This window comes from Bradyrhizobium arachidis (genome assembly GCF_024758505.1).
Classification (GTDB): Bacteria; Pseudomonadota; Alphaproteobacteria; order Rhizobiales; family Xanthobacteraceae; genus Bradyrhizobium; species Bradyrhizobium manausense_C.
Genome location: NZ_CP077970.1, coordinates 1,634,021 through 1,654,800 on the forward strand (window position 1 = coordinate 1,634,021; position 20,780 = coordinate 1,654,800).

A 20,780-nucleotide genomic window follows, 5' to 3' on the forward strand; every position below is an offset into this window, starting at 1 on the left:
CGCTAAAGAAGGATCACACAGTGGATAGAGAAGCTCTACAGAAAGTTGCTGCACTCAACCAAGATCCAGACGCGGCCAATAATCTCAAGATATGCGTTCGGTCCGCAGGAGCATCGGGGCATGTATATGCGTCTGCAATCGACAAGTTCGTCGCTCATGCAAGAAATGAACTTGCCGCGCTTGAGTTACCGGGCCTGACATTCTGTCTTGTTGATGGCGAGGGCTTTGCGGCCGTGGGGACCCTCGGCTGGGCTGACAAGGATCGTCAGCTTCCGGTAGATCCAGGGCACCTGTTCCAAATTGGCTCGATTAGCAAGTCGTTCGCCGCGCTCTGCGTTTATCGGCTCGCGGACGAGGGTGAAATCGACCTAGACGCACCATTGTCGTCCTACCTCCCCGACGCCCCGCTGCCTGCCGAGCCCATTTGCCTGCAGCAGGTATTGAGCCACACCTCGGGCCTGCCTGTCGATGCGCCGGCGGCCTTTCCTCGTGTGCCAGGTGAACGGCTGTGGACGGGTTTCGCGCCCGGCTCCAGGTACTCGTACAGCAACACCGGCTATGAGCTCCTTGGGATGCTGGTCGAGAAGGTCACTGGTAAACCCTACCCGGTAGCGCTGCGCGAGCTGGTCACCAGGCCGCTCGGTATCAGTGCTGCCGGCCTGAGGGAAGCAATTCAGGCGAGTGAGCGCGCGCATTACGCCATTGGCTATTCACCGCTAGACTTCTTTCTTGGGCCGGCGCTGACTCGAATGCCGGTCGGGCAGGTGCCCTGGGTCAATTGGACAAATCCCGCCAGCTGTATCGGCGCGACTGCCGATGCCATGGCGCACTATGTCAAATACCTACTTGCTGTCGGGCAGGGCCGCGGCGCACCTCTTTTCTCAGACGCAACCGCGAGACGCTTCGCCACGCCAGTTGTCACCGACCCAGGCTCGGAGGGCTTTGGGCACGCAAGCGGTCTACAGGCGAGTGACCTTGACGGTCACGCCGTGCTTCAGCACGGCGGATCAATGCTCGGATTTAGTTCGCACTTGATGATCGATCCTGTCTCAGGCGTCGGCTGCTTCGCGAACGTGAACTTGCTGGCCACTGACTACGATCCGTCCGGTCTCGTAAGATATGCGTGTAAGCTATTGCGCCACTCGCGAGAAGGCGGGGCAGCCCCAACCTCTCCCGATGCGGCCGCCTCGGACCATGTCGAAGCAGCGGAGAGTTACGCCGGGACCTATTTTGGGCCCGAGGGCAACCAGTTTCAGCTGGTAGCCCGAACTGGTCGCTTGTCTATTGTTGCCGACGACCGCGAAGGGCGGCTACATGCAGCACGCAGAGGCGGCTTTCAATCCGATCATCCGCGATACGGGCGCCACTTGTTCGACTTCGAGCGCGGCGGCGGTGCCGTCACCGGGGCCTGGTTTGGCCCGACACTCTACGGGCGCGGTGCTCCAGTGCCGCAACCGATCGTGCCGCCAGAGCTATTGGCTCTCCAAGGCCTTTACGTCAGCGAGGATCCGAGGGTCTGGGCCGCCTCGATCGTGGTCCAGAAAGGATGCCTCGTGCTTGAGCGCTACGGCTTTCAGCCTGGCAAGACTAGCTTGGAGCGCAACGGCGATTACTGGCACAGCACGGATGCTCCGTGCGAGCGCATTCGCTTCCTCGGGCTCCAAGATGGCGTGCCTCGGTGCCTCAATATTTCCGGCCGCCCAGACCTGTGGAGGTTCGATAGAATATAGCGGCATCATGCAGATGATGCTGGTTCGTGTGCATACCAACGTGACGCCCTGGCAGCGAGGCTGACGAGCATCATGACGATTACGAAGCGTACCCCTGCCATAGATTCGGATCTTCTGCCTAACTTGCAGGTCTTTCCCACTCGCCCATACGACAGCGAGAGCGGACCCCAGGTTGGATTCACATTGAAATAGATCCACAGCGGAGCAGCTTGCCGAATACCGAGTGGGGTGAGGATCTGCACGAAAAGGGGGCCCATCGTATGGAGTACGCTGATTGGGGCCAGGTGAGCGGCGATCTTGCCTCCACGCGGAGAAGCGCCGCACTGTTCCTAGACAATTTGCCCGCGGATCACAACCTCTGGGCGATAAGTCGACGGAAATGGGGCGCGACATGGCGGAGGATTGCGGACGCTCACTGCCAGGCAGCTGACTTGAATCTCAAGAAAAGAGTGTTCAAAGAGGCGGTCGAGGCTTGGCTTTGTGCGCTAACGGCCCTCGAGGTTGCCAACCGCATAAATGACGGAGATGATCCTCAAGCTCAAGACATTTCGGCCGAAGTCGCGCTCGGCATCCAGAGGTTCGGATCATCCCTGGAGCGGAAGATAGAGCGAACACACATTCCTTGCTGCGATGAACCCGAACTTCCGGCCTACTATTTGCCAGCTGCGACCACGGGTATATGCACCCCCACGGTCATTTGCATCAGCAGAGAAGAAGAAACCGGGGTTGCGCTACTTGGGAGACTCTCACCGGTCGTGATGGGCCGGAGCATGTCGCTTCTTCTTATTTCTCACGAGGACATCTAAACCATCCGTATGGCCAATCAGAAGTCTTGCTGTCTTGTTGCGTGGACTATCTCGCGGCTCGTCCCGACATCGATGCTGCTCGGATTGGCGTGTACGGAGATGGGTTGTCGGCTGCTCTAGCAACCCAACTTGCCGTGTCCGATCGGCGCGTTGCCGCGGCGGTCTGTGATGGCGGCCTCTGGAATTTTGCGCGGACCCTGGCTTCTATCAGCTGGATGACGACAACTGCAGGAGTCATGGACGAGCATGTCGTATCTGCCCGGCGCTCCCAAATCGCGCGACATTTGAGATGCCCGGTACTCGTCGTCGCGGATGGACGCGGAATCGTTAGCGTAGCGGAGGCCGCCAAGCTAAAAGCTGATTGCAAGACGGCGGGCGTTGATCTCGATGTGGCCATACCGCGGATGATCCCGATCCTCGGGGGAGAGATAGAAAACTTTGTGACTTCTGACGATTACATCTTCGGATGGTTGCTGCACAAGTTCACTCCCAGTTCAGCCCCATCTCGTTCAGGACAGCCGAAAACCTGTCAACAGCGATAATGGTCAAGATGAAGATCCACGGGACGTGGACCAAGGATTAATTCCAAAAGCCGGCGAGTGAAACACTGTTCTCTACTTTGCCGGCGGGATCGTCGAATAGTCCGGGATGCTCGTTGAGACTTCGACCTTGGCTGCCCGAATGGGTACGCATTCCCGATCGCAAGACGAGCTGCAATGGTTCCACGGCGATGGCTTGATCTAATCGCGGTGCAGGGCGCTGAGTGGGGCGACGGCACAAAACAGTTGCGTGTCGATTAACAATATGCATTATTGCATTCCAATACACCGTGTTGATGAGGCCGGCGCCAATGAAGCAGCATCATTCCCTAAGCCGTAGAAATTTCCTGGGCCGGGGCGCAAGCATCGGGTTGGCGCTGGCCTTCTCCGGCGCGCCGTTCGTCAGTCGCAAGGCATTAGGTGCGACTACAATCTCCTTTGTCAGCTTTGGCGGCAGTTATGGCGATTTCGCCAAGGAATACTGGATCAAGCCGTTCACGGCCGAAACAGGCATCGCTGTCCAATATGTCAGTGGCCCGGACCTTGCGAAGGTCAAGGCGCAGGTCGACAACAAGAGCGTTGAATGGGACGTTTTCGACGCGGTAGGTGCCACGGCTTATGCCGGGATCAAGGATAACCTGTGGGAGCCCATTGAATCTCAAGTGATCGATCCCGACAGGTTTGTGCAACGAGTTGCTGACGTGCTGGTACCAACGTTCATCTATGCGGGTGGTATCGCCTATGATCCGGTCAGGACGAAAAATCCGGCAATCAACTTCACTGACTTATGGGATGCGAAGAAGTTTCCGGGACCGAGAGGTCTACGCAGCCGCGCAAGTGAAACGATCGAGTTGGCCTTGTTGGCTGACGGAGTCCCTGCATCTAAGCTCTACCCGCTGGATATCGATCGTGGGTTCAAGGCGCTGGATGCGATCAAGCCTCACGTAAAGAAGTGGTTCGACCAGACGGCGCAGGGCATCACCTTGATTCAAACCGGCGAGGTCGACTACACCTACACTTATGCAAACAGGGTGAAAGCAGCAAAAGATTCCGGTGTTTCGATCGACTTCTCCCTCGCGCAGTGCATCAGCGCGATGAACTACTATGCGATTCCGAGGGGCTGTCCGCGCAAGGAAGCTGCGATGCGCTTCCTCGAATTCATCACGCGGCCCGAGCAGCAGGCGCTGATGGCGAACAAGCTTTATGTCATTCCAGTGACCAAAGGCGCCGAGACGAGGTTGAGCGAGGAGGCTCGACGCTGGATTCCTGACACAAGCAACAACTCGAAGAATGTTTTTGTCAGCGACGAGTATTGGCGTGACCATTTCGTGGCCGTCGATAAGCGCTTCAAGGAGTGGATACTCACCTAGTCGCTGTCGTCCCTGTCGACCTGTAGCCCGAAACTGACATTACACCGATAAAGGCCCGATGCTTACCCTTCACGAGCTCATTCAGAAGCAGGCGCAAGAGCAACCTGAGAAAGTCTTTCTAAGGTTTGATCGCGAATCAATTGATTTTCGCGAGCTACAGGTCCGGGTCAGCTCGGCATCTCGCGTGCTGCGAGAGCTCGGTATCAAGCCGGAAAATCGCGTGGCTGTCATGATGGCAAACCATGTAGAGCATGTCATCATCTACCTGGCGCTTGCTTGGATCGGCGCGATCAGCGTGGAGTTCAGTACACATCTGAAGCGGGGCGGGATCCAATTGCAGCTGAACGATGCCGAGCCCCAGTTCTTCATCGTCGATTCACAATTCCTGGGCCAGGCGAGCGCGGCGCTCGAGGAAATTCGCTTCGTCAACCCCAAGGTGTTGGTCAGAGGGGCAGAAGGAGCCAATCTAAAACCGCCCTTCGTGCCTCTCGCAATCCCGGTGACGGCCTCAATAGGTGAGCCATTCCCGGCCACTCTCGATCGTGTGCACACGATTGGCTACACCTCCGGAACGACCGGCGGTCCCAAGGGCGTGCTCATGACGGAGCGCTACTTCCAGGTAGGCGCGAAAAATGCAGCAGTCCTCGCGGACGTGAGGTCAGACGATGTGCTCTTCGTTTGGGAGCCATTCTATCATATTGCCGGATGGATGAGCGTCACGATGGCGCTGCAGCACGGGGCATCCGTCGCTCTCGTCGAGCGCTTCAGCGGTTCCAAATGCTGGGACCAGATCAGGCAGTCTGGAGCGACAATCCTGCACTATCTCGGCGGCGCGATGAATATCCTGCTGAAGCAACCTCGGCGACCCGACGATAGAGAAAATTCAATTCGGGTCGCTTGGGGCGGTGGAGCTCCCCGTCAAAACTGGCGACTTTTCGAGGACCGCTTCGGAGTCGCGGTTCGCGAAGGCTATGGGCTGTCGGAGGCGCAAAACTTCACCCATCTCAACCTAGAGGGTCGTGTGGGATCCATCGGAAAACCCGCCGAGGAATTTGAATCGTGGATTGCAGGAGAAAACGGCGAGAGGCTTCCCAATGGCACTGTCGGTGAAATCGTGGTGCGCCCTAAAGTTTCGCGAATTGTGATGCAGGGGTATTTCCAGGCTCCGAAGTTGACTTCTGAAGTACTACGCGACGGCTGCGTCTATACCGGAGATCTCGGCTACCAGGATGACGACGGGTTCTTCTATTACTCGGGCCGTAAGAAGGACAGCCTCAGACGACGCGGAGAAAACGTGTCGGCTTGGGAAGTCGAACGGGTCATCAACGCGCATCCTGCGGTCGAGGAGTCGGCGATCGTTGGCGTTAGTTCCGAGATGGGCGAGCAAGACATCAGGGCTTTCGTGAAGCTGGTGGCAGGTACAGTCCCTGATCCAGTCGATCTCTTGCAATGGTGCCAGCGCGAGCTCGCCTATTATCAGGTTCCGCGATACTTCGACTTCGTGGAAGAGTTTCCGAGGGGGCCGACTCAGCGGATCCGGAAGAACGATTTATCGAAGGATCTGTCCACTAGCTGGGACGTGGAGAAGTCGAACGAGAAGAACGGCGGCCTGAAGACGTACGAGGCTAGACCCGTGCCGTTACAGGGGGCTTCGAACACGGAAGCGAACGAAATTCAAACCGAGCTACAGGGCGGTGTCCTCGTCCTCCGACTAAACCGCCCAGAGCAGCTCAACGCCTGGACGAGCGGGATGCGAGACACCTTGTGCGAAGTTCTGGACCGGGCCGCCACCGATAAGCAGGTTCGCGCGCTGATTTTCACCGGAACGGGAAGTAGGGCATTTTGCGCCGGGCAGGATTTTGCTGAAACCGAGCGGTTCGCACGTGATGCTCATACGAAGAACTGGCTGCAGCGGTTGAAGCGCTTTTATGACGCCGTGCGGGGGATGCCGAAGCCCATGGTGGCTGCGCTGAATGGGCTTGCTGCCGGTTCCGGTTTCCAGATCACCATGCTGATGGACATCGTGGTTGCTCATCGCGGTGTGCAGATGGGCCAACCGGAAGTTAATTCGGGAATTCCGAGTATCCTCGGACCTTGTCTAATGAAAGAAAGCCTCGGTCGATCGCGGACCGCTGAGCTCGCGGTTACCGGCCGCATGATGGATGCGAACGAATGCCATCGGCTTGGGCTGATTCATCATCTAGTCGAAGAGAAGAGCGTGCTGCCGTTTGCAGTTTCTTTGGCCCTCGATCTCGCCAGCAAACCACCGGAAGCGTTTCGCATTACGAAAGAATACCTTTGCCGTGCAAATGCAGCCGAATACGACAGGGCCTGGGTGCTCGCGAGCGAAGGGCAGATCGAGGCGTTCAACACCGGCGAACCTCAGGCCGCAATGCGCGACTTTTTTGCCGTGCGTCGCGCCCGCAAAGGGCACGTTTAGTCTTCAGCGAGCTTGGCGAACCATCTCTTTCGAACTCGAGAAGCTAACATGACCCCTTTTGTCCGTTCCACAATTGCTCGCGCACCGCTGCCGCGCAACGAGACAGTGCGCGATTACGCCCCCGGCACGCGCGAGCGCGCTGCCATCCGCGCCACGTTGTCCCAGATCATGAGCGAGACAAGCGAGCTGCCGCTCGTGATCGATGGAGTGGAGCGGCGCACAGGTGTGCTCGAGGCTGCGGTCATGCCGCACCGCCATCAACACGTGCTTGGGCAAGCGCATCTCGCGTCCGTCGATGATGTCAATGCAGCCATTGACGCGGCCACGCGGGTCTCAGCGGACTGGTCGCGGTGGTCGTGGGCGCAACGAGCAGCCGTCTTCCTTAGAGCCGCAGATCTTTTATCTGGGCCATGGCGCGACCGTTTAAACGCCGCAACCATGCTGGGGCAATCCAAGACGATCCACCAGGCGGAAATCGACGCGGCCGCGGAGCTCATCGATTTCTGGCGGTTCAACGTGGAGTTCATGCTCCGTATTTACCGCGAGCAGCCGCACTCACCGGAAGGCACTTGGAACCAGGTGGATTATCGCCCGCTTGAAGGCTTCGTTTTTGCGGTGACGCCCTTCAACTTCACGGCAATTGCCGGAAACTTGCCGAGCGCCCCCGCCTTGATGGGCAACACCGTTGTATGGAAGCCTGCGGCAACCGCGAAATACTCCGCTCACCTGGTCATGCAGCTGCTGCGCGAAGCCGGCCTTCCGGACGGCGTCATTAACCTCGTCTATGGCGACGGGGCGGAGATCGCCAAGATCGCACTCGGGCATGCCGAGCTCGCCGGGGTTCATTTCACCGGCTCAACCACCGTCTTCAATAGCTTGCTAAGAACGGTTGGACAAAACGTGGACCGTTACCGGGGCTATCCAAGGATCGTAGGAGAGACTGGCGGAAAGAACTTTGTGCTCGCCCATTCGAGTGCCGACGTGGCCACCTTGGCTGCGGCCATCCTGCGTGGTGGATATGAGTATCAAGGTCAGAAATGCTCGGCGGCATCTCGCATTTTCATACCGGCCTCGCTCTGGCCGACGTTGAAAGCGCTGCTTCGCGATGAAATCGCCACCATCAGGGTTGGTGATGTCGCCGACTTCAGTAATTTCATGGGAGCCGTCATCGACGAGAAGGCTTGGCGCAAGCACATGGCGGTGTTCGAGGAGGTGAAGGCAAGCCCGCGAACGAAGGTCATTGCGGGAGCGACTGGAGACAAGCGGACCGGATATTTCGTGGCACCCACTCTACTTGAAACAGACAATCTCGAGTCTCCGCTGCTCCGCGAAGAGTATTTTGGTCCGATCGTCACCGCCTTTATCTACCGCGACCAGGACTTCGAGGACATCATTCAGCGGATCGATCGCTCATGCGCCTATGGTCTGACCGGCTCGATATTCTCGAACGATCGCCGGAGCATAGAGCTTGCGTCGGCGGGACTTCGTAATGCAGCCGGAAATTTCTACATCAATGACAAGCCAACCGGAGCTGTTGTTGGCCAACAGCCCTTCGGAGGTGGAAGGATGTCAGGCACCAACGATAAGGCGGGATCGGTCTGGAACTTGATCAGGTGGACCTCGCCCAGGACTCTCAAGGAGACGTTCGTTCCGCCGACCGATTATCGCTATCCATATCAATCGGAGCTTCCCTAGCTCACCGGGATTCCGCGAGTTCGAGTTCTAAATGCGGTCGGCTAAGCGGGCAGGCATCGCCAAATTTTAAGATGTTGATCTCGTGTTCGTCGTACGGTTCCTCCCGCGACGAACGATCACTGGCCGCCCCACGTGGGGCGGCCATTTTTTGTGTGCCGAGTATGAACGACAGCTTGGAGGAGGAAGTCCTCTACCCAGCCTGATGGTGGCGTAGGGTTAGCGAAGCGCAAGGGCGTCATCGCGAGGTGGGGTCTTAAGAAAGCGTGGAGCAAATCCGCGACCCGATAAACAAGAACCGGATACGAGGCCTACCCGGCCGGACGAGCGAGCAAATGATCGCGAAGTCCACAGCCATCAAGGGTCGGGGTGGTAGATCCGGCGGGTGTGCAGAGAAGGCGGTCGATCTTACCTCGGGAGGTCTGCGCTGTGTCTCGGCAACGGGACTGAGGGCGCCGCGAGGCGGCCTGACCGCAGCGCAGAAGTCAGCAGAGGGCAAAGTAGGCGGCAGCGCGCCGCCGAAGGCCCGAACGGTGGAAGTGGTTGGTAGAGCAGTCGATCTCGTGCAAGCCATGCGGCAGAAGAATCAGGTTGAGCTGAACTCGGACACCGGAGCGCAGGGTGAAGCCCAAAGCGCCGCCGTCCGAGAGACTGGAGCAAGCACGGCGACGGCTAGTCTCGAACGCCCGGCGGTCGCAGGACCATCGATGGAAGCAGTAATCGAGCGTGAGAATCTGAAGAAAGCGTTGGCGCAAGTGAAGCGCAACAAGGGTTCGGCGGGCGCCGACGGGATGACCGTCGGCGAGCTGCCGGCCTACCTGAAAGAGCACTGGCCTACGATCCGGGCCCAGTTACTTGAGGGCACCTACAAACCGCGGCCGGTGCGGCGAGTGGAGATACCGAAGGCGTTGGGCGGCATGCGGCTGCTCGGCATTCCGACGGTGCTCGACCGCTTCGTCCAGCAGGTGGTGATGCAGGTGCTGCAGGCGGACTGGGACGGGACGTTCTCCGAAACGAGCTTCGGCTTCCGGCCGGGGCGTTCGGCACATCAGGCGGTGGAACGGGCACAGGCGTATATCTCGTCTGGGCACGCCACTGTCGTGGATATCGACTTGGAAAAGTTCTTGGATGTTGCGTCATACTACACCTTCAGTTTTTTTGAGAGGGTCGAAGAGGTCCGGAGCAACTGCAGGTACTTGAATTCGTATGCCTTTTGCCCGTCCGCGATAGACGTGAACGGCCTTAAGCTCGCCGCGCTTTACACGTTGCAAGATGGTTTGCCGCGAGACGCCGAGTAGATTCATGGCCTTGAACATCTTCACGTAACCTTCGGGCGCGCTCTCCACAAAGCGCGACCGCAACTCGTCATTGATACGGATGCGCCACGGCGCGCCAGGTGTGATCTGCTCTCCGGCAATGAAGCCATCGTTGAGGCAGCGATGCAAAGTAGAGGGTGCGATCCCGAGAGCGCGTGCTGCTTTCTCGATCGTCATGCACTCGCCGTCCTGCGCTTGCTGTTTCGGCTCGAAGCACGGGATCTCCCAGTGCGTCCGCAGGCTCGACACACGATTTGCCGTAAACGACAGTCCTGTGGCCGTTGTACGGCCTTGGCGATTGAGGATGCCGGCGATCTTGGTGTCGGGATAATGTGCAGCCAGTCGCCGCAGCAGATCGATCGTATCGTCGGCGGTGCGGATCGGCGATGGATGCGAGTGTGGCAATGGGACAGTAACTCCACTGAAGAGACCGCCGCGCCAACGCAGCGTCAGGTGAGCGTTGTATTTATCGCGCTCGGCTCTCAAGGTGACATCGTCGAGCAGCGTGCGGAGTAACTCCTTGCGATCGCGATCGCTCGTCGTGGGAGCGAACCAGATACGCTTGAGGTCTTTACCGAGTGCAAGGATCGCGTCGCGTTCTTCGTGCGTAAGCGAGCGCGGTCGGGCATGTTCGCGGTCCGAGAGTTCGGATTCGGCAGTCTTCAGTTCCAGCAGAGCGCTTTCCCATTCTGCTTCGAGTCCACGCGCGACGAGTCTATTCTCCGGGTCCACGGCGCGATAGCGTCGCTCGGCGCGTTGCGCGTTGTAGCGGGCACGCTCGACGTCGCGACGGAACTGCGCGAGAGTCGTCTCGTGATCGGCGTCGAATTGCTCGATCGCCTGGAGCGAGGCTTCCAGGCCTGCGGGCGCGAGAGCCGCAAGGAACGCTTCGGCGACAGCCGCATCGATCTGCACACCGCCGATGTTGAGGCAGTACTCGCCCCGGCCGTTGACGATGTTCTTGCCGGCGCAGTGATATCCGGGCGCCGCGAACCGGCCGCTGTAGTGTACGGCCAGGCGCCGACCGCAGTGTCCGCATACGGCGAGGCCTTGCAGGAGTGCTGCGCCTTCTCTCACGGCACCCCCGCTCCGGTGCGGTCGAGGACGGATGTTCTGCGCCAGGCGCTTCTGGTTCGCCTCGAAGGTATTCCAATCGATGTATCCGGCATGATGGTCACGAATGAACACCGGCCACTGCTCGCGGTCGCGTTGTCTGATGCGCTTTCGGATTCGACCGCCCGCATCGAGATAGCATGTCTGCTGGGTGCGGCCATACACATAAACGCCGGCATAGAACGGGTTGGTGAGGACCTGGTGGATCTTTGTGTAAGTTGGGGCGACCCAGCGGAGATCGACAAGGCTGTTGGAGTGCAGCGGAAAGCGCAGGCCTTGCGAGCGGAACCACAGCCACACGCGTCGTGCCGATCCGAATTCGGCAAAGCGGTCGAAGACAGCATGGATCGCGGCTTGCACCGACTCGTCAGGATGCAACAGCACCTCCCCGTCGGCGTCGCCCCGTACTAGACCCACCGGCAACCCGCGGTGCAGTTCTCCGCGTGCGGCCTTGTTGCGGATGCCACCAAGCAGCCGCGCACGCAGCACATGCAGCTCTGCCTCTGACATCGTACCTTTGAGCCCGAGCACCAGGCGGTCATTGAACAAGCCCGGATGATAAATCCCATCTCCATCACCGATGAGTGTGTGGGTCAGGCCACATAGATCGAGCAGACGGTACCAATCAGCATTATTGCGCGCTAGTCGCGAGACTTCCAAGCCGAGCACGATGCCAACCTGGCCGAGGCCGACCTCCGCGGTCATACGCGCGAAGCCGATGCGCTCGGAAAGGCCGGAACCGGAAACACCGAGGTCCTCATCGATGACCTTCACCTGATCGCGTCGCCAACCAAGCCGCCCGGCGCGTTCGGCTAACTCGTACTGACGGGCAGCGGACTCGCGATTATGCTCGACCTGCGTCGTACTGGACTGACGCACGTAGACGATTGCGCATCGGCGTAGGTGCTCAGCGGTGATCTTGCTCAGTTCGTTCATCATTGTGGTCTCCGGCAGTGGCGATTGCTCGGGCGATTAGTCGGGCGAGTCGCAGCACGAGATGTGCGCGCTGTTCTTTATCGAGGGCCTCCCATACGGGTACGGCACCGTGCTGAGGTGGTAGGTCGAGAAAGCTTAGCTGCTGCATGGCTGTCCTCCGATTCCGGTGGCAGGACAGTATGCGCGGCATCCAATTGCCGCAGCAAAGCGTCGGCGATCGTCCGGGCGTGCAGCAGCTCGGCGTGGGAAGCCAGGAATGCCGCTCGAGCGCATTGCGGGCTTGCAGGCGGTAAATGTTGTGCGATAGGCAGATCTGTCCACGCGGCCGGTACAAGGGCACGGGTACCATCGGGCAGTACAAGCGTCAGATGAAGTTCGCCGCGTCGATGACACCAGCCAAGCACATTAAGCGCAGATCCCTCAAAGGGATGGCGCGACCGAACGATGGTCACCTGATCGGGATAGTCGTCGAGATGATGAGCGCGGTGGTGGGTAGTCTGTCGAGTAGTCTTTCGACCGGGTCAACCATGACATCCTGATGGGGCTGGTTGCCAAGCGGGTCGCTGACAAGCGTCTCCTGAAACTCATCCGTGGGTTCTTGAACGCGGGTGCAATGGAAGGAGGGCTGGTCAGTCCGACGGAAGAGGGCATGCCGCAAGGAGGTCCGCTCTCGCCGCTGTTGTCGAATCTGATGCTGGATGTGCTGGACAAGGAACTGGAGAAGCGCGGCCACCGCTCTGTCCGCTATACCGATGACTGCAACATCTATGTGCGCAGTCAGCGGGCAGGCGAACGAGTGCTGGTCAGCATCGAACGATTCCTAGAAAAGCGCCTCAAGCTGAAGGTCAACAAAGCAAAGAGCGCGGTCGCCAAACCGAGCGTCCGCAAGTTCCTGGGCTTCAGCTTTAGTATTAGTAGCGGAACGGAGCCGCGGCGTCGCATTGCGCCGCAGGCGCTCGCCCGCTTCAAGGCGAAAGTTCGGGCGCTGACGCGGCGCACGCGTGGCCGAAGCCTTGCGCAGATTGTCAAGGAGTTGTCTGTCTATCTGATCGGATGGCGCAGCTACTTTGGCTTCTGCCAAACCCCATCGGTATTGCGCGACCTTGACCAATGGCTCAGGCGGCGGTTGCGCGCCATCGTCTGGAAGCAATGGAAGCGCGGAAGCACTCGTTATGCGCAGCTGCGACGCCGCGGCGTCGGCCGGCACCGGGCGGCGAGAACCGCCGGAAGCCCACATGGCCCTTGGCGGCTCGCGAACAGCCCCGCGCTCACCATCGCCATGCCAAACAACTTCTTCGCCTCACTCGGATTGGCCTCCGTCATGGCACAGCGACGTGCATAATCCGCCGAACCGCCGGATACGGACCCGTATGTCCGGTGGTGTGGGAGGGGCGGCGTCGCGAGACGTCCCCCTATCCCAATCTGTGCGCCAGGCATGCTGCAGTTGCTGTGGGCATGTGGTCAACGCGTCAGCGTTGTCCACCATGTCCACAGCCTTCGCCGCCTGCATCCGTTCGCGCCAGACCGCCATCGGCGTGCGATAGTCATGCGCCTGATGAAGGCGACGATCGTTGTAGAAGGCGATCCAGCTCGCGACCCCTGCCTTGACCTCGCGGCCGTCGGCATAGCCCTTGAGATAGATGTCCTCATGCTTGAGCGACCGCCACAACCGCTCGATGAAGACGTTATCCATCCAACGACCGCGGCCATCCATGGAGATCTTGATCCCTGCGCCCGCCAACGCGCCGGTGAAGGCCGCACTGGTGAACTGGCTGCTTGGTCGGTGTTGTCGCGACGATGCTTCGCATCGCGCTGAAATCTCCGGCGTGCCGTACTTCGCCAGCGCCTCTTCCAGAGCCGCCACGCAGAACGAGACGTCCATCGTGTTCGACAACCGCCACGCCAGAACCGCACGGCTCGCCCAGTCGATGATGGCGACGAGATAAAGAAAGCCGCGGCCGATGGGCAGATACGTGATGTCGGCCGCCCATACCTGGTTTGGCCGGTCGATCGTCAAGTTGCGCAACAGATAGGGATAGATCTTGTGGCCCGGCGCTGGCCTCGTCGTGTTCGGCCTTGGTCCCAGCGCCGCGATGCCCATCTTGCGCATCAACCGCTGCACGCGCTTGCGATTGACCTGAAGCCCCTCAGCCTTCAGCATCGCGGTCATTCGCCGCGAGCCCAGGAACGGCCAGGCGGTGAACAGCTCGTCGATCCGCCGCATCAGGGCAAGGTCGTTGTCGTTGGCCGGCCGTGGCGGCCGGTAGACCCCAGAGCGCGCGATGCCAAGCAACATGCATTGCCGGCGGATCGACAGCGCCATGTCGGCGCGATCGGGCATTCCTCGACAGTCCGGCACGCTCATCTTCCGGACCTCCGCGCTAAAAAATCGCGATCGACTGTCAGTTGTCCAATCTTGGCGTGCAGCTTCTCGATCTCGCGTTCGCGAGCCTCCTCACTCTCCCGCCCGACACCCGCGTCAAAGGCCCGCGCCGCCTGTTCCAGCAGTTGCTTGTTCCAGGCATAGATCTGGTTCGGGTGAATCTCATAGCGCTGGGCCAGATCGGCCACCGTCGCCCGCTCCCGCACCGCTTCCAGCGCGATCTTTGCCTTCAGTGCCGCGTCGATCTTGCGTCTCGTCTTCGTCGTCATCATGCGCTGTGTCTATCAAACGGAGCGGCCCCTTCCAACTAAGCACGTGGTCCCAAAATCGGGTCCATTTCACTGATCAGCGCGATTGGCGATTATTCTGAATTACGAACCTCATCGCCGCGCAGTCCTTCGGCTACTGCAATCGAAATTCCGCTCCACCTGCTTGAGGCTGGGCGCCGGCCCATCCGGCGCAAACCTCGATAGGAACGTGCGGCGCCCCCGTCACCTCGGGTGAACGTAGCGTTTAGGCCTCAAGGCCCGCAACGACGTCTTGGAAAGCCAAGAGTTTGTGCAATTGGACCAGATCATAGGCAGACGGCACGAAAATGAACCCAGCTCTTGCTTTCTCAAGAGTCAGCGTGAAGCTGAGAGCCTCAGGGCTTAAAGTTCGCAGGCATGCGGGCATCGATCTGAGAATTCGGCGAGCCTTGCCCGATCCGTTCCAGGCATGCGGATCGGTGTCATACATCTTCGCGGTCTGCCGAAGTGCGGCGATGGATTGTCCAGGTCCAGCCGCCGACATGGCTGGCCGCGAAGAACGGATGTGGTGGTTTGCGGCCGGATCGTCCGCTCGACGGTGTTGGAGTCGATCTCGATGCGCCGCTCCTTGAGGGATCGCTCCGGGGCAGTGCGCTTGAATGTGACATCGCGGATGGCCTTCGAACTTAGATTTGCCGGAGAGCCGGCGCAGCTTCTTTTGCCTCACATATCGGCTGCCTTCCCGGACGGTCACTTCAAATTCCCCCACCTGTGGTCGCGCAAACTCCCCCACTTGTGGAGCAGGACAAAGAGGTTATTAGGTTGACCGGGTTTTGCGTGCAAGGGCTTCGGCGGCTTCCTTGAGGCGGTAGCTGCAGCCGTCGAACTCGAGCAGATGACAATGGTGCATAAGGCGGTCAAGGATCGTCGTGCTCATGGTGTTGTCGCGGAGATAAGCGCCCCAATCCTGCACGACGCGATTGGACGTGACGATGACGCTGCGCTGCAATTTGTAGCGTTGATGGATCAGATTTTGCAAAAAGCGCCGGCTTCGTCGGGATGGTGCGAGCGAGGAACAGATCGTCAAGCACAAGCAGATCGCAGTCAAAGATGCTCCGCAGTCGAGCTTCGCGCTGAGCGGCGGGGCTGAGGGCGTAACGGTTGAAGAAGTCATCGGCCTCGAGATACTGGACCTTGAGGCCTTGCAGGATGGCCTGGTAGGCGACGGCCTTGGCCACGTGCGATTTTCCAGTGCCGGGCTTGCCAATGAACAGAGCGTTTTCACCGACGGCGACAAACTTCAGCGCATGTAGCTGGAAGCAGGCCTGACGCGGCAGTTTGGGATTGAAGGACCAGTCGAACTCCGCGAGCGTGAGCTTCTCTTCAAGCCAGGATTGCTCGTAGCGGCGAGCGATGAGACGGGACTGACGACGGTCGAGTTCGTCCTGCAGGAGCAGGCAGAAGGTCTCGAGGAACGGTTGGCTGGCGTCTTGGGCTTGCAGGACACGTGTCTCGAGTGTGTCGCGTATGCCCGATAGCCGCAACTGTCGTAGGCAGCGATCGATTTCTGGCAAGGTCATGGTCATTCCGAATGATCTCCTGTGGAGGTTGAAAGGCAGAGTTGATTGGCAATCAAGGTCTCGGCGGGAGCGCTCGCGTCGTCGGAGCTGGCCGGGATTGCGGAGACGACGCGAGCGCGGCTTGGTGCGCGGCGCGGGCATGAACGCGCAGCAGCGCCTGGGTGCTGCGGTCGCGGATCTCGATCGTGGTCTCGTAAAGGCGTACCACAACCTGGCTACCGATCGGCGCGGGGCGCGCGGCATAGTCGCTGTGATCCACCCGCACGGTGGTGTCGTCGTAGACGGTGCGCACGAGCTCGGAGAAGTAACGGAAGCCGGTCGCGGGCAATGGCCGCAGATGCGGCTTCTCCTCCTGGAACATGGCCTCGACCTGACGCCTTGTGCTGCCATGAATGCGCTTGGAAGCCCAGTTCGCCTCCCAGTGCTCCAGAAAGCTGTTCTGAGCCTCGAGTGTCTCGAAGCGCCGCCCGGCGAGCGCGGTGCCCTGGGTGTGCTGGATCGCGTTCTCCACGGTCCCCTTGCGGTTCGGGTCCCGCACCCGTGCCGGATCGGCGACGACGCCGTAATGCGCGAGCACTGCGCCGTAGAGCCGGTTGAGCTCGGGCTCGTACAGGTCGGGCGTGATGACGCCTTCCTTGAGATTATCGAGCACGACATAGCCGACGGCGCCGCCAAAATATCGAAAAGCCTCTTCGTGGAGCCGTGCCCAGATCTGCTGGCTCGACTTCCAGACCACCCGCCGGAAGCTACGCCGCGAGTAGCGCAGGGTCATCACGAACAGGCGCGGTCGGCGGTAACGACCGCTCTTCGGATCACGGGTCAGCGCGCCTTCACCATAATCGACCTGGGCTTCCTCGCCGGGGGCAGACTCGAGACGGTCAAACTGTTTGGGATCGATGTGGCGCAAGGCGCGCACGAAACGCTTGACGCTCTCGTAGCTGGCCCGAACTGGTCAACCAGATCCTGGTAGATCGCCTGCGCATTGCGCTTCAGACGGACCTGCTGCTCGATCCATTCCCGATGCGGTTCACACGCTGAGCGGGCGAAATCAAACGTCTTGGCGGCCACCTTCGCGTCGATAGCCGGCGGTCGCGGAGGTGGGGGAGTTTGGCCATCCGCGGCCTCGGAGCCGGCGGTCACCCCGGGGAATTTGCCTCCGCCGCTCGCGGGGACACGAAAATCGCCTGGTAGCGCCGGATCGTCTTGCGGTCGATCCCCGTCAGCCGCTGGATCTCTCGTTGGCTCGTCTGGCGCTCAAGTAACGTAAATACGGTGCTTTGCAGATGCGGCTTCAAGACGTTCAACTCCCCGTCCCCTCTTCCCTAAAGGGGCGAAAATAAACGTCCTGCTACGCGCTTTGCGGCCGATCAGCCGCCCAGCCAGGCGGAATCAGGTGGGGGAGTTTGAGGTGACCTCACCCGGGGGATTTTGACCGACCGTCAGGGACTTTAGCTGGCGCACCTTCACCCGCATAACCGCGCCCTCCGTGCCCCCGCAATGCATGATCTCAACAATGTCACGATGGTAAACTTGACGGCTTGGTCCACCGCCCCACACCCCGGAGCGACCAGTCCGAGGCTAGGCGGCTCGCCCTACGATCCTTAGGCCGGCAGCTCTTCATGGAAACCCAAGCCTGCCGCACGACGGGCCGACAGCTTGCATGGTGACGCAAATTGTCTCGACGATTGCATGGAAGATCGAGGTCGACGTTCCGCGGCCTGATTCTCCAAACGTGAGTAAAGGGTACCGCAGGAGAAAGCCCGCTCACATTGCAAGCGCCAGTACAGCAATCATTCAGCGGGCAAGTTTGGCCAAAATCGCTTTACGACTTCGCCGCTCCGCCGGTAAGCGTAGCAACTATCAATCAACCCGGGGCGAGGGTGCTTCTCGAATGCTCCCTTATCATACAACAGCGGCAGAATGGTCTGGAACATTACCGACCCAATGGGACCTAGAAGTTCAGCGAGGTGAATGCACCCCGCAGCGCCACCGACCTGTTCTTTGAGCTTCTTTTTCCAACCGGGCTCTATCGTGAGACCCACGAGCCGAGCAAACGCGCTCGTTGCTTGCGGGCACGCAGGATAAGGGCTCTTATCGCTTGCGACGTCAAGTGCGCGGATTGTAAAGCTAGCATCGACGGTAAGCCGCAGCCACATATCGTGCACCAGTTCCCCGGGGAGCACCTCGCGCCAAGGATTGGCGTACGTATTGGTCTTTGAGTCGGTCAAGTGAGCCTCGACGTCCCATAATTGGTCTTGGCGACAATAACCCACGACTTCGATAGTGCGGCGATGCAGGACTCCTCGCTCAACAGCAGCCGTAAGCGGCATCGGACCTTCCCTTCATTTCCATCCTGTAGCTGCGGCGCATGTTGCCGTACCGGTGACACTTTGCAAGGATAATATTCTAATTATAGGTGTTGTATTTGTTTGACAAGCTCTCCTTTTGGGTGTACACCTACTAAAGGTGAGGGTCTTGCTGTAACGGATGCAAGCGACTGATAGGAGGCACGATGGCGATCTTGGAAACGGAAGCCCGAGGCGCGGTTTTAGTTGCACAATTCAATCATGCCAACGTTAGCAACCCGATGAGTCTAGAACTCGAGAAAGCCATACGCTCCGTGTGTCGCGAGACTGAGAATAATCCAGCGATACGGGCTTTGGTATTGACAGGAGGTAATGATCGCTCGTTTTGCGCCGGTGGTGATTTTACCGAGGTGGCCCGGCTCTCCGGGCGAGAGGCCGTTGAGCGATTTATCGATGGCTTGATTGATTTCTATTCAACGATATTGAGCGTCACGAAGCCGACGGTTGCCGCCGTCGGCGGATACGCAGTAGGCATAGGCTTTCAGGTCGCGCTATCTTGCGATTGGCGCGTCGGATCGCCCGAAACCAAGCTGCTTATGTGGGAATTGAAGCACGGGCTCGCCTGCACGATTGGCGGCTATATGCTAGAGAGTTTCGTTGGTCGAGCGGCGATGGCTGATATCATTTACGGGTGCGAGACCATTCCGATTTCGTGGGCGGCCGACCGCAAATTGCTTCACGAGGTGGTAAAGTCGGCGGATCTTGTGGATACGGCTATCGCGCGCGCGCAGGTTCTCAGTGAATTTCCCGAGATCACTTTTCGACGAACGAAAGAATCGGTAAATCAGCGGTTCATTGCTGGTTTACGCAACATAGCGACGGACGCAAAGGAAGCGCATGTTGCCGGCTTTGCGAGCGGGGCTGCCGATAAACATTTTAAACGCGTTCTGGGCGATAACTGAAGCGGCGACAAGCACTATCTCCTTGCGTTCGATTTCGATAGTTTTGCAACCAATGAAATAATATCCGCTCGAGCACTCTCATCTTTGATCTTCATGAAAGCCGTGACGAGCTCAAGCACCTGCTTCGCCAACTTGCCCTTTTGCGCTCCCACTAATGTAGAAATTTCGGACACTGGCGACGTTCGTCGCGACGACTCTCGTTCATCGATTTCGTAGAAATCCGATATGGGTGTGTTCAGCGCCTGGGCGATTTCGAAGAGCCGGCTGGCCGGCACTCTGCTTATACCTTTCTCATGTTTTTGCAGCTGCTGAAAAACTATATCTAGACGACTAGCGAGTTCTTTCTGACTGAGGCCGATTCGCTTTCGCTGGTTTCGAATGCGTTGGCCAATTCTCGCATCAAGATCGTTGTATCTCACAATTAAGTCCGGGCCTCTACTTGTTTACAGTCAACGATACATCATAACATCTCGCACATTTCCCTCAACCTACGCCTGTTACCTGATAAGCGCTGCGAGGGCTCGGCTGACCGATTCGATGAGCAATTTCGGCGCATCTCACCGCGAATGGCCAGATAGTCGATCGCGCTCGGCTTTAGGTTCGAGGCGCAAGGCACTTTTACACCGTCTCTTCGCCCGGGCGTTGTTTAACCAAGTGCGCTGCTGGCGTCCCATCCGGCTCTCGACGCAGCGTCTCGCCTAAGTTCAAGCGAAACACTCCGCTAGCGCCGAGTCGGACCGCAGCAAGACACAAGTTCCTCCGGCTCCAGGCCTGAGCCTATCGTCACATGCAGCATTTAACCACTTCATCATTCTTTTGACAACCTCTTCGGGCAAGCGAGGCATCACGTTCGAGGTTATGGCCGATCATGATCAACACCTTGCCGCGATTACGCATCTCCTCTGCAGCGCCGCACTACGCTCCGATACCGAGCGCGGTTTGGCAGCTCGCGAGCTATTGCGACTCGAGTGAGAGCGCGGACGTGATCGGGACCGACGGCCGCTGGACCGTAGAGCTGCGGCAGCAAATGACTCACTCACCTCCGCTCTGCCAGATCAATTGGGAAACTTTGGTGTGGTCGCGATGCCGGGCGGGGTATAGGCAGGTGATTTTCGGAGAGAATCTCATCTAGGTTGCCTAACATCAAGCGCCACATCAGCGCTGCTTGGTCGCGGACTCCCTGAGCGTGGCCTATAGGTTGACTGCCGCTTGCTTCGTCCATGCCGAGACATTCAAAAAAGAATGGTGATTGGCGAGATCGTTCCGACGAAAGCGGAATGTCGTGGAGCGTGAACGAGTCATCTATGAGAGCTAACCAGCATCGTTGACGGTATTGCTAGGCGGTGCGCCCGCGGTCAG

General features: G+C 59.1%; 12 protein-coding genes and 2 pseudogenes. 7 read left to right on the plus strand and 7 right to left on the minus strand.

Going from position 1 to position 20,780, the window contains the following annotated elements; genetic code table 11:
* The first annotated feature begins 20 nt into the window (after nucleotides 1-20).
* From KUF59_RS07330 to pruA, 5 genes are all read left to right on the plus strand, one after another.
* Nucleotides 21-1,730 (plus strand): serine hydrolase domain-containing protein, encoded by a 1,710-nt coding sequence (locus KUF59_RS07330; RefSeq protein WP_258769062.1) that lies wholly within the window; start codon nucleotides 21-23, stop codon nucleotides 1,728-1,730.
* 260 nt (nucleotides 1,731-1,990) lie between these two features.
* Nucleotides 1,991-2,536, plus strand: coding sequence for a hypothetical protein (locus tag KUF59_RS07335; protein ID WP_258769063.1), 546 nt, complete (start codon nucleotides 1,991-1,993; stop codon nucleotides 2,534-2,536).
* 850 nt (nucleotides 2,537-3,386) lie between these two features.
* Entirely contained in the window at nucleotides 3,387-4,445 is a 1,059-nt protein-coding gene (locus KUF59_RS07340; RefSeq protein ID WP_258769064.1) for an ABC transporter substrate-binding protein, read from the plus strand.
* 58 nt (nucleotides 4,446-4,503) lie between these two features.
* Nucleotides 4,504-6,885 (plus strand): AMP-binding protein, encoded by a 2,382-nt coding sequence (locus tag KUF59_RS07345; RefSeq protein ID WP_258769065.1) that lies wholly within the window; start codon nucleotides 4,504-4,506, stop codon nucleotides 6,883-6,885.
* A 48-nt stretch (nucleotides 6,886-6,933) separates the two neighbouring features.
* Entirely contained in the window at nucleotides 6,934-8,580 is a 1,647-nt protein-coding gene (gene pruA / locus KUF59_RS07350) for an L-glutamate gamma-semialdehyde dehydrogenase (protein WP_258769066.1), read from the plus strand.
* Nucleotides 8,581-9,713: 1,133 nt separating this feature from the next.
* Here the strand turns inward: pruA and KUF59_RS44515 are convergent.
* Nucleotides 9,714-11,945: a recombinase family protein gene (locus tag KUF59_RS44515; RefSeq protein WP_258769067.1), complete on the minus strand. Its 2,232-nt coding sequence runs from the start codon at nucleotides 11,943-11,945 to the stop codon at nucleotides 9,714-9,716.
* Nucleotides 11,946-12,480: 535 nt separating this feature from the next.
* On the opposite strand from KUF59_RS44515, the gene KUF59_RS07365 reads away from it, so the two are divergent.
* On the plus strand, nucleotides 12,481-13,284 hold the full coding sequence (locus KUF59_RS07365; RefSeq protein ID WP_258769068.1) for a group II intron maturase-specific domain-containing protein: 804 nt from the start codon (nucleotides 12,481-12,483) through the stop codon (nucleotides 13,282-13,284).
* A gap of 189 nt (nucleotides 13,285-13,473) precedes the next feature.
* Here KUF59_RS07365 and KUF59_RS07370 read toward each other — a convergent pair.
* The 5 genes and pseudogenes from KUF59_RS07370 to KUF59_RS44295 all read right to left on the minus strand — a co-directional run.
* Nucleotides 13,474-14,594, minus strand: a pseudogene (locus KUF59_RS07370) (IS3 family transposase); the annotation flags it as partial.
* Between the two features lie 796 nt (nucleotides 14,595-15,390).
* Nucleotides 15,391-15,582, minus strand: coding sequence for an ATP-binding protein (locus KUF59_RS44025; protein ID WP_309500945.1), 192 nt, complete (start codon nucleotides 15,580-15,582; stop codon nucleotides 15,391-15,393).
* Entirely contained in the window at nucleotides 15,491-16,159 is a 669-nt protein-coding gene (locus tag KUF59_RS07375; RefSeq protein ID WP_309500946.1) for an ATP-binding protein, read from the minus strand. Before KUF59_RS07375 ends, KUF59_RS44025 begins: the two co-directional genes overlap by 92 nt.
* Nucleotides 16,160-16,226: 67 nt before the next feature.
* Nucleotides 16,227-17,457: pseudogene (gene istA / locus KUF59_RS07380) on the minus strand (IS21 family transposase); the annotation flags it as partial.
* 486 nt (nucleotides 17,458-17,943) lie between these two features.
* Nucleotides 17,944-18,483: a DUF2889 domain-containing protein gene (locus KUF59_RS44295; RefSeq protein ID WP_408918077.1), complete on the minus strand. Its 540-nt coding sequence runs from the start codon at nucleotides 18,481-18,483 to the stop codon at nucleotides 17,944-17,946.
* A 182-nt stretch (nucleotides 18,484-18,665) separates the two neighbouring features.
* Between KUF59_RS44295 and KUF59_RS07385 the strand changes: the two genes are divergently transcribed.
* Complete coding sequence (locus KUF59_RS07385) at nucleotides 18,666-19,421, plus strand: enoyl-CoA hydratase/isomerase family protein (RefSeq protein WP_258769069.1); 756 nt, start codon at nucleotides 18,666-18,668, stop codon at nucleotides 19,419-19,421.
* A 14-nt stretch (nucleotides 19,422-19,435) separates the two neighbouring features.
* Here the strand turns inward: KUF59_RS07385 and KUF59_RS07390 are convergent, their stop codons facing one another.
* Nucleotides 19,436-19,840 carry a helix-turn-helix domain-containing protein gene (locus KUF59_RS07390; RefSeq protein WP_258769070.1) on the minus strand — a complete coding sequence of 135 codons (405 nt, stop codon included), beginning with the start codon at nucleotides 19,838-19,840 and terminating at the stop codon, nucleotides 19,436-19,438.
* Nucleotides 19,841-20,780 lie beyond the last annotated feature (940 nt).

Excerpts from the sequence above, each read along its gene's own strand:
- KUF59_RS44295 (WP_408918077.1), bottom strand. The coding sequence starts at position 18,483 with ATGCCGCTTACGGCTGCTGTTGAGCGAGGAGTCCTGCATCGCCGCACT.
- KUF59_RS07385 (WP_258769069.1), top strand. The coding sequence starts at position 18,666 with ATGGCGATCTTGGAAACGGAAGCCCGAGGCGCGGTTTTAGTTGCACAA.
- KUF59_RS07335 (WP_258769063.1), top strand. The coding sequence starts at position 1,991 with ATGGAGTACGCTGATTGGGGCCAGGTGAGCGGCGATCTTGCCTCCACG.
- pruA (WP_258769066.1), top strand. The coding sequence starts at position 6,934 with ATGACCCCTTTTGTCCGTTCCACAATTGCTCGCGCACCGCTGCCGCGC.
- KUF59_RS44515 (WP_258769067.1), bottom strand. The coding sequence starts at position 11,945 with ATGATGAACGAACTGAGCAAGATCACCGCTGAGCACCTACGCCGATGC.
- KUF59_RS07345 (WP_258769065.1), top strand. The coding sequence starts at position 4,504 with ATGCTTACCCTTCACGAGCTCATTCAGAAGCAGGCGCAAGAGCAACCT.
- KUF59_RS07365 (WP_258769068.1), top strand. The coding sequence starts at position 12,481 with ATGGGGCTGGTTGCCAAGCGGGTCGCTGACAAGCGTCTCCTGAAACTC.
- KUF59_RS07375 (WP_309500946.1), bottom strand. The coding sequence starts at position 16,159 with ATGACCATGACCTTGCCAGAAATCGATCGCTGCCTACGACAGTTGCGG.
- KUF59_RS07340 (WP_258769064.1), top strand. The coding sequence starts at position 3,387 with ATGAAGCAGCATCATTCCCTAAGCCGTAGAAATTTCCTGGGCCGGGGC.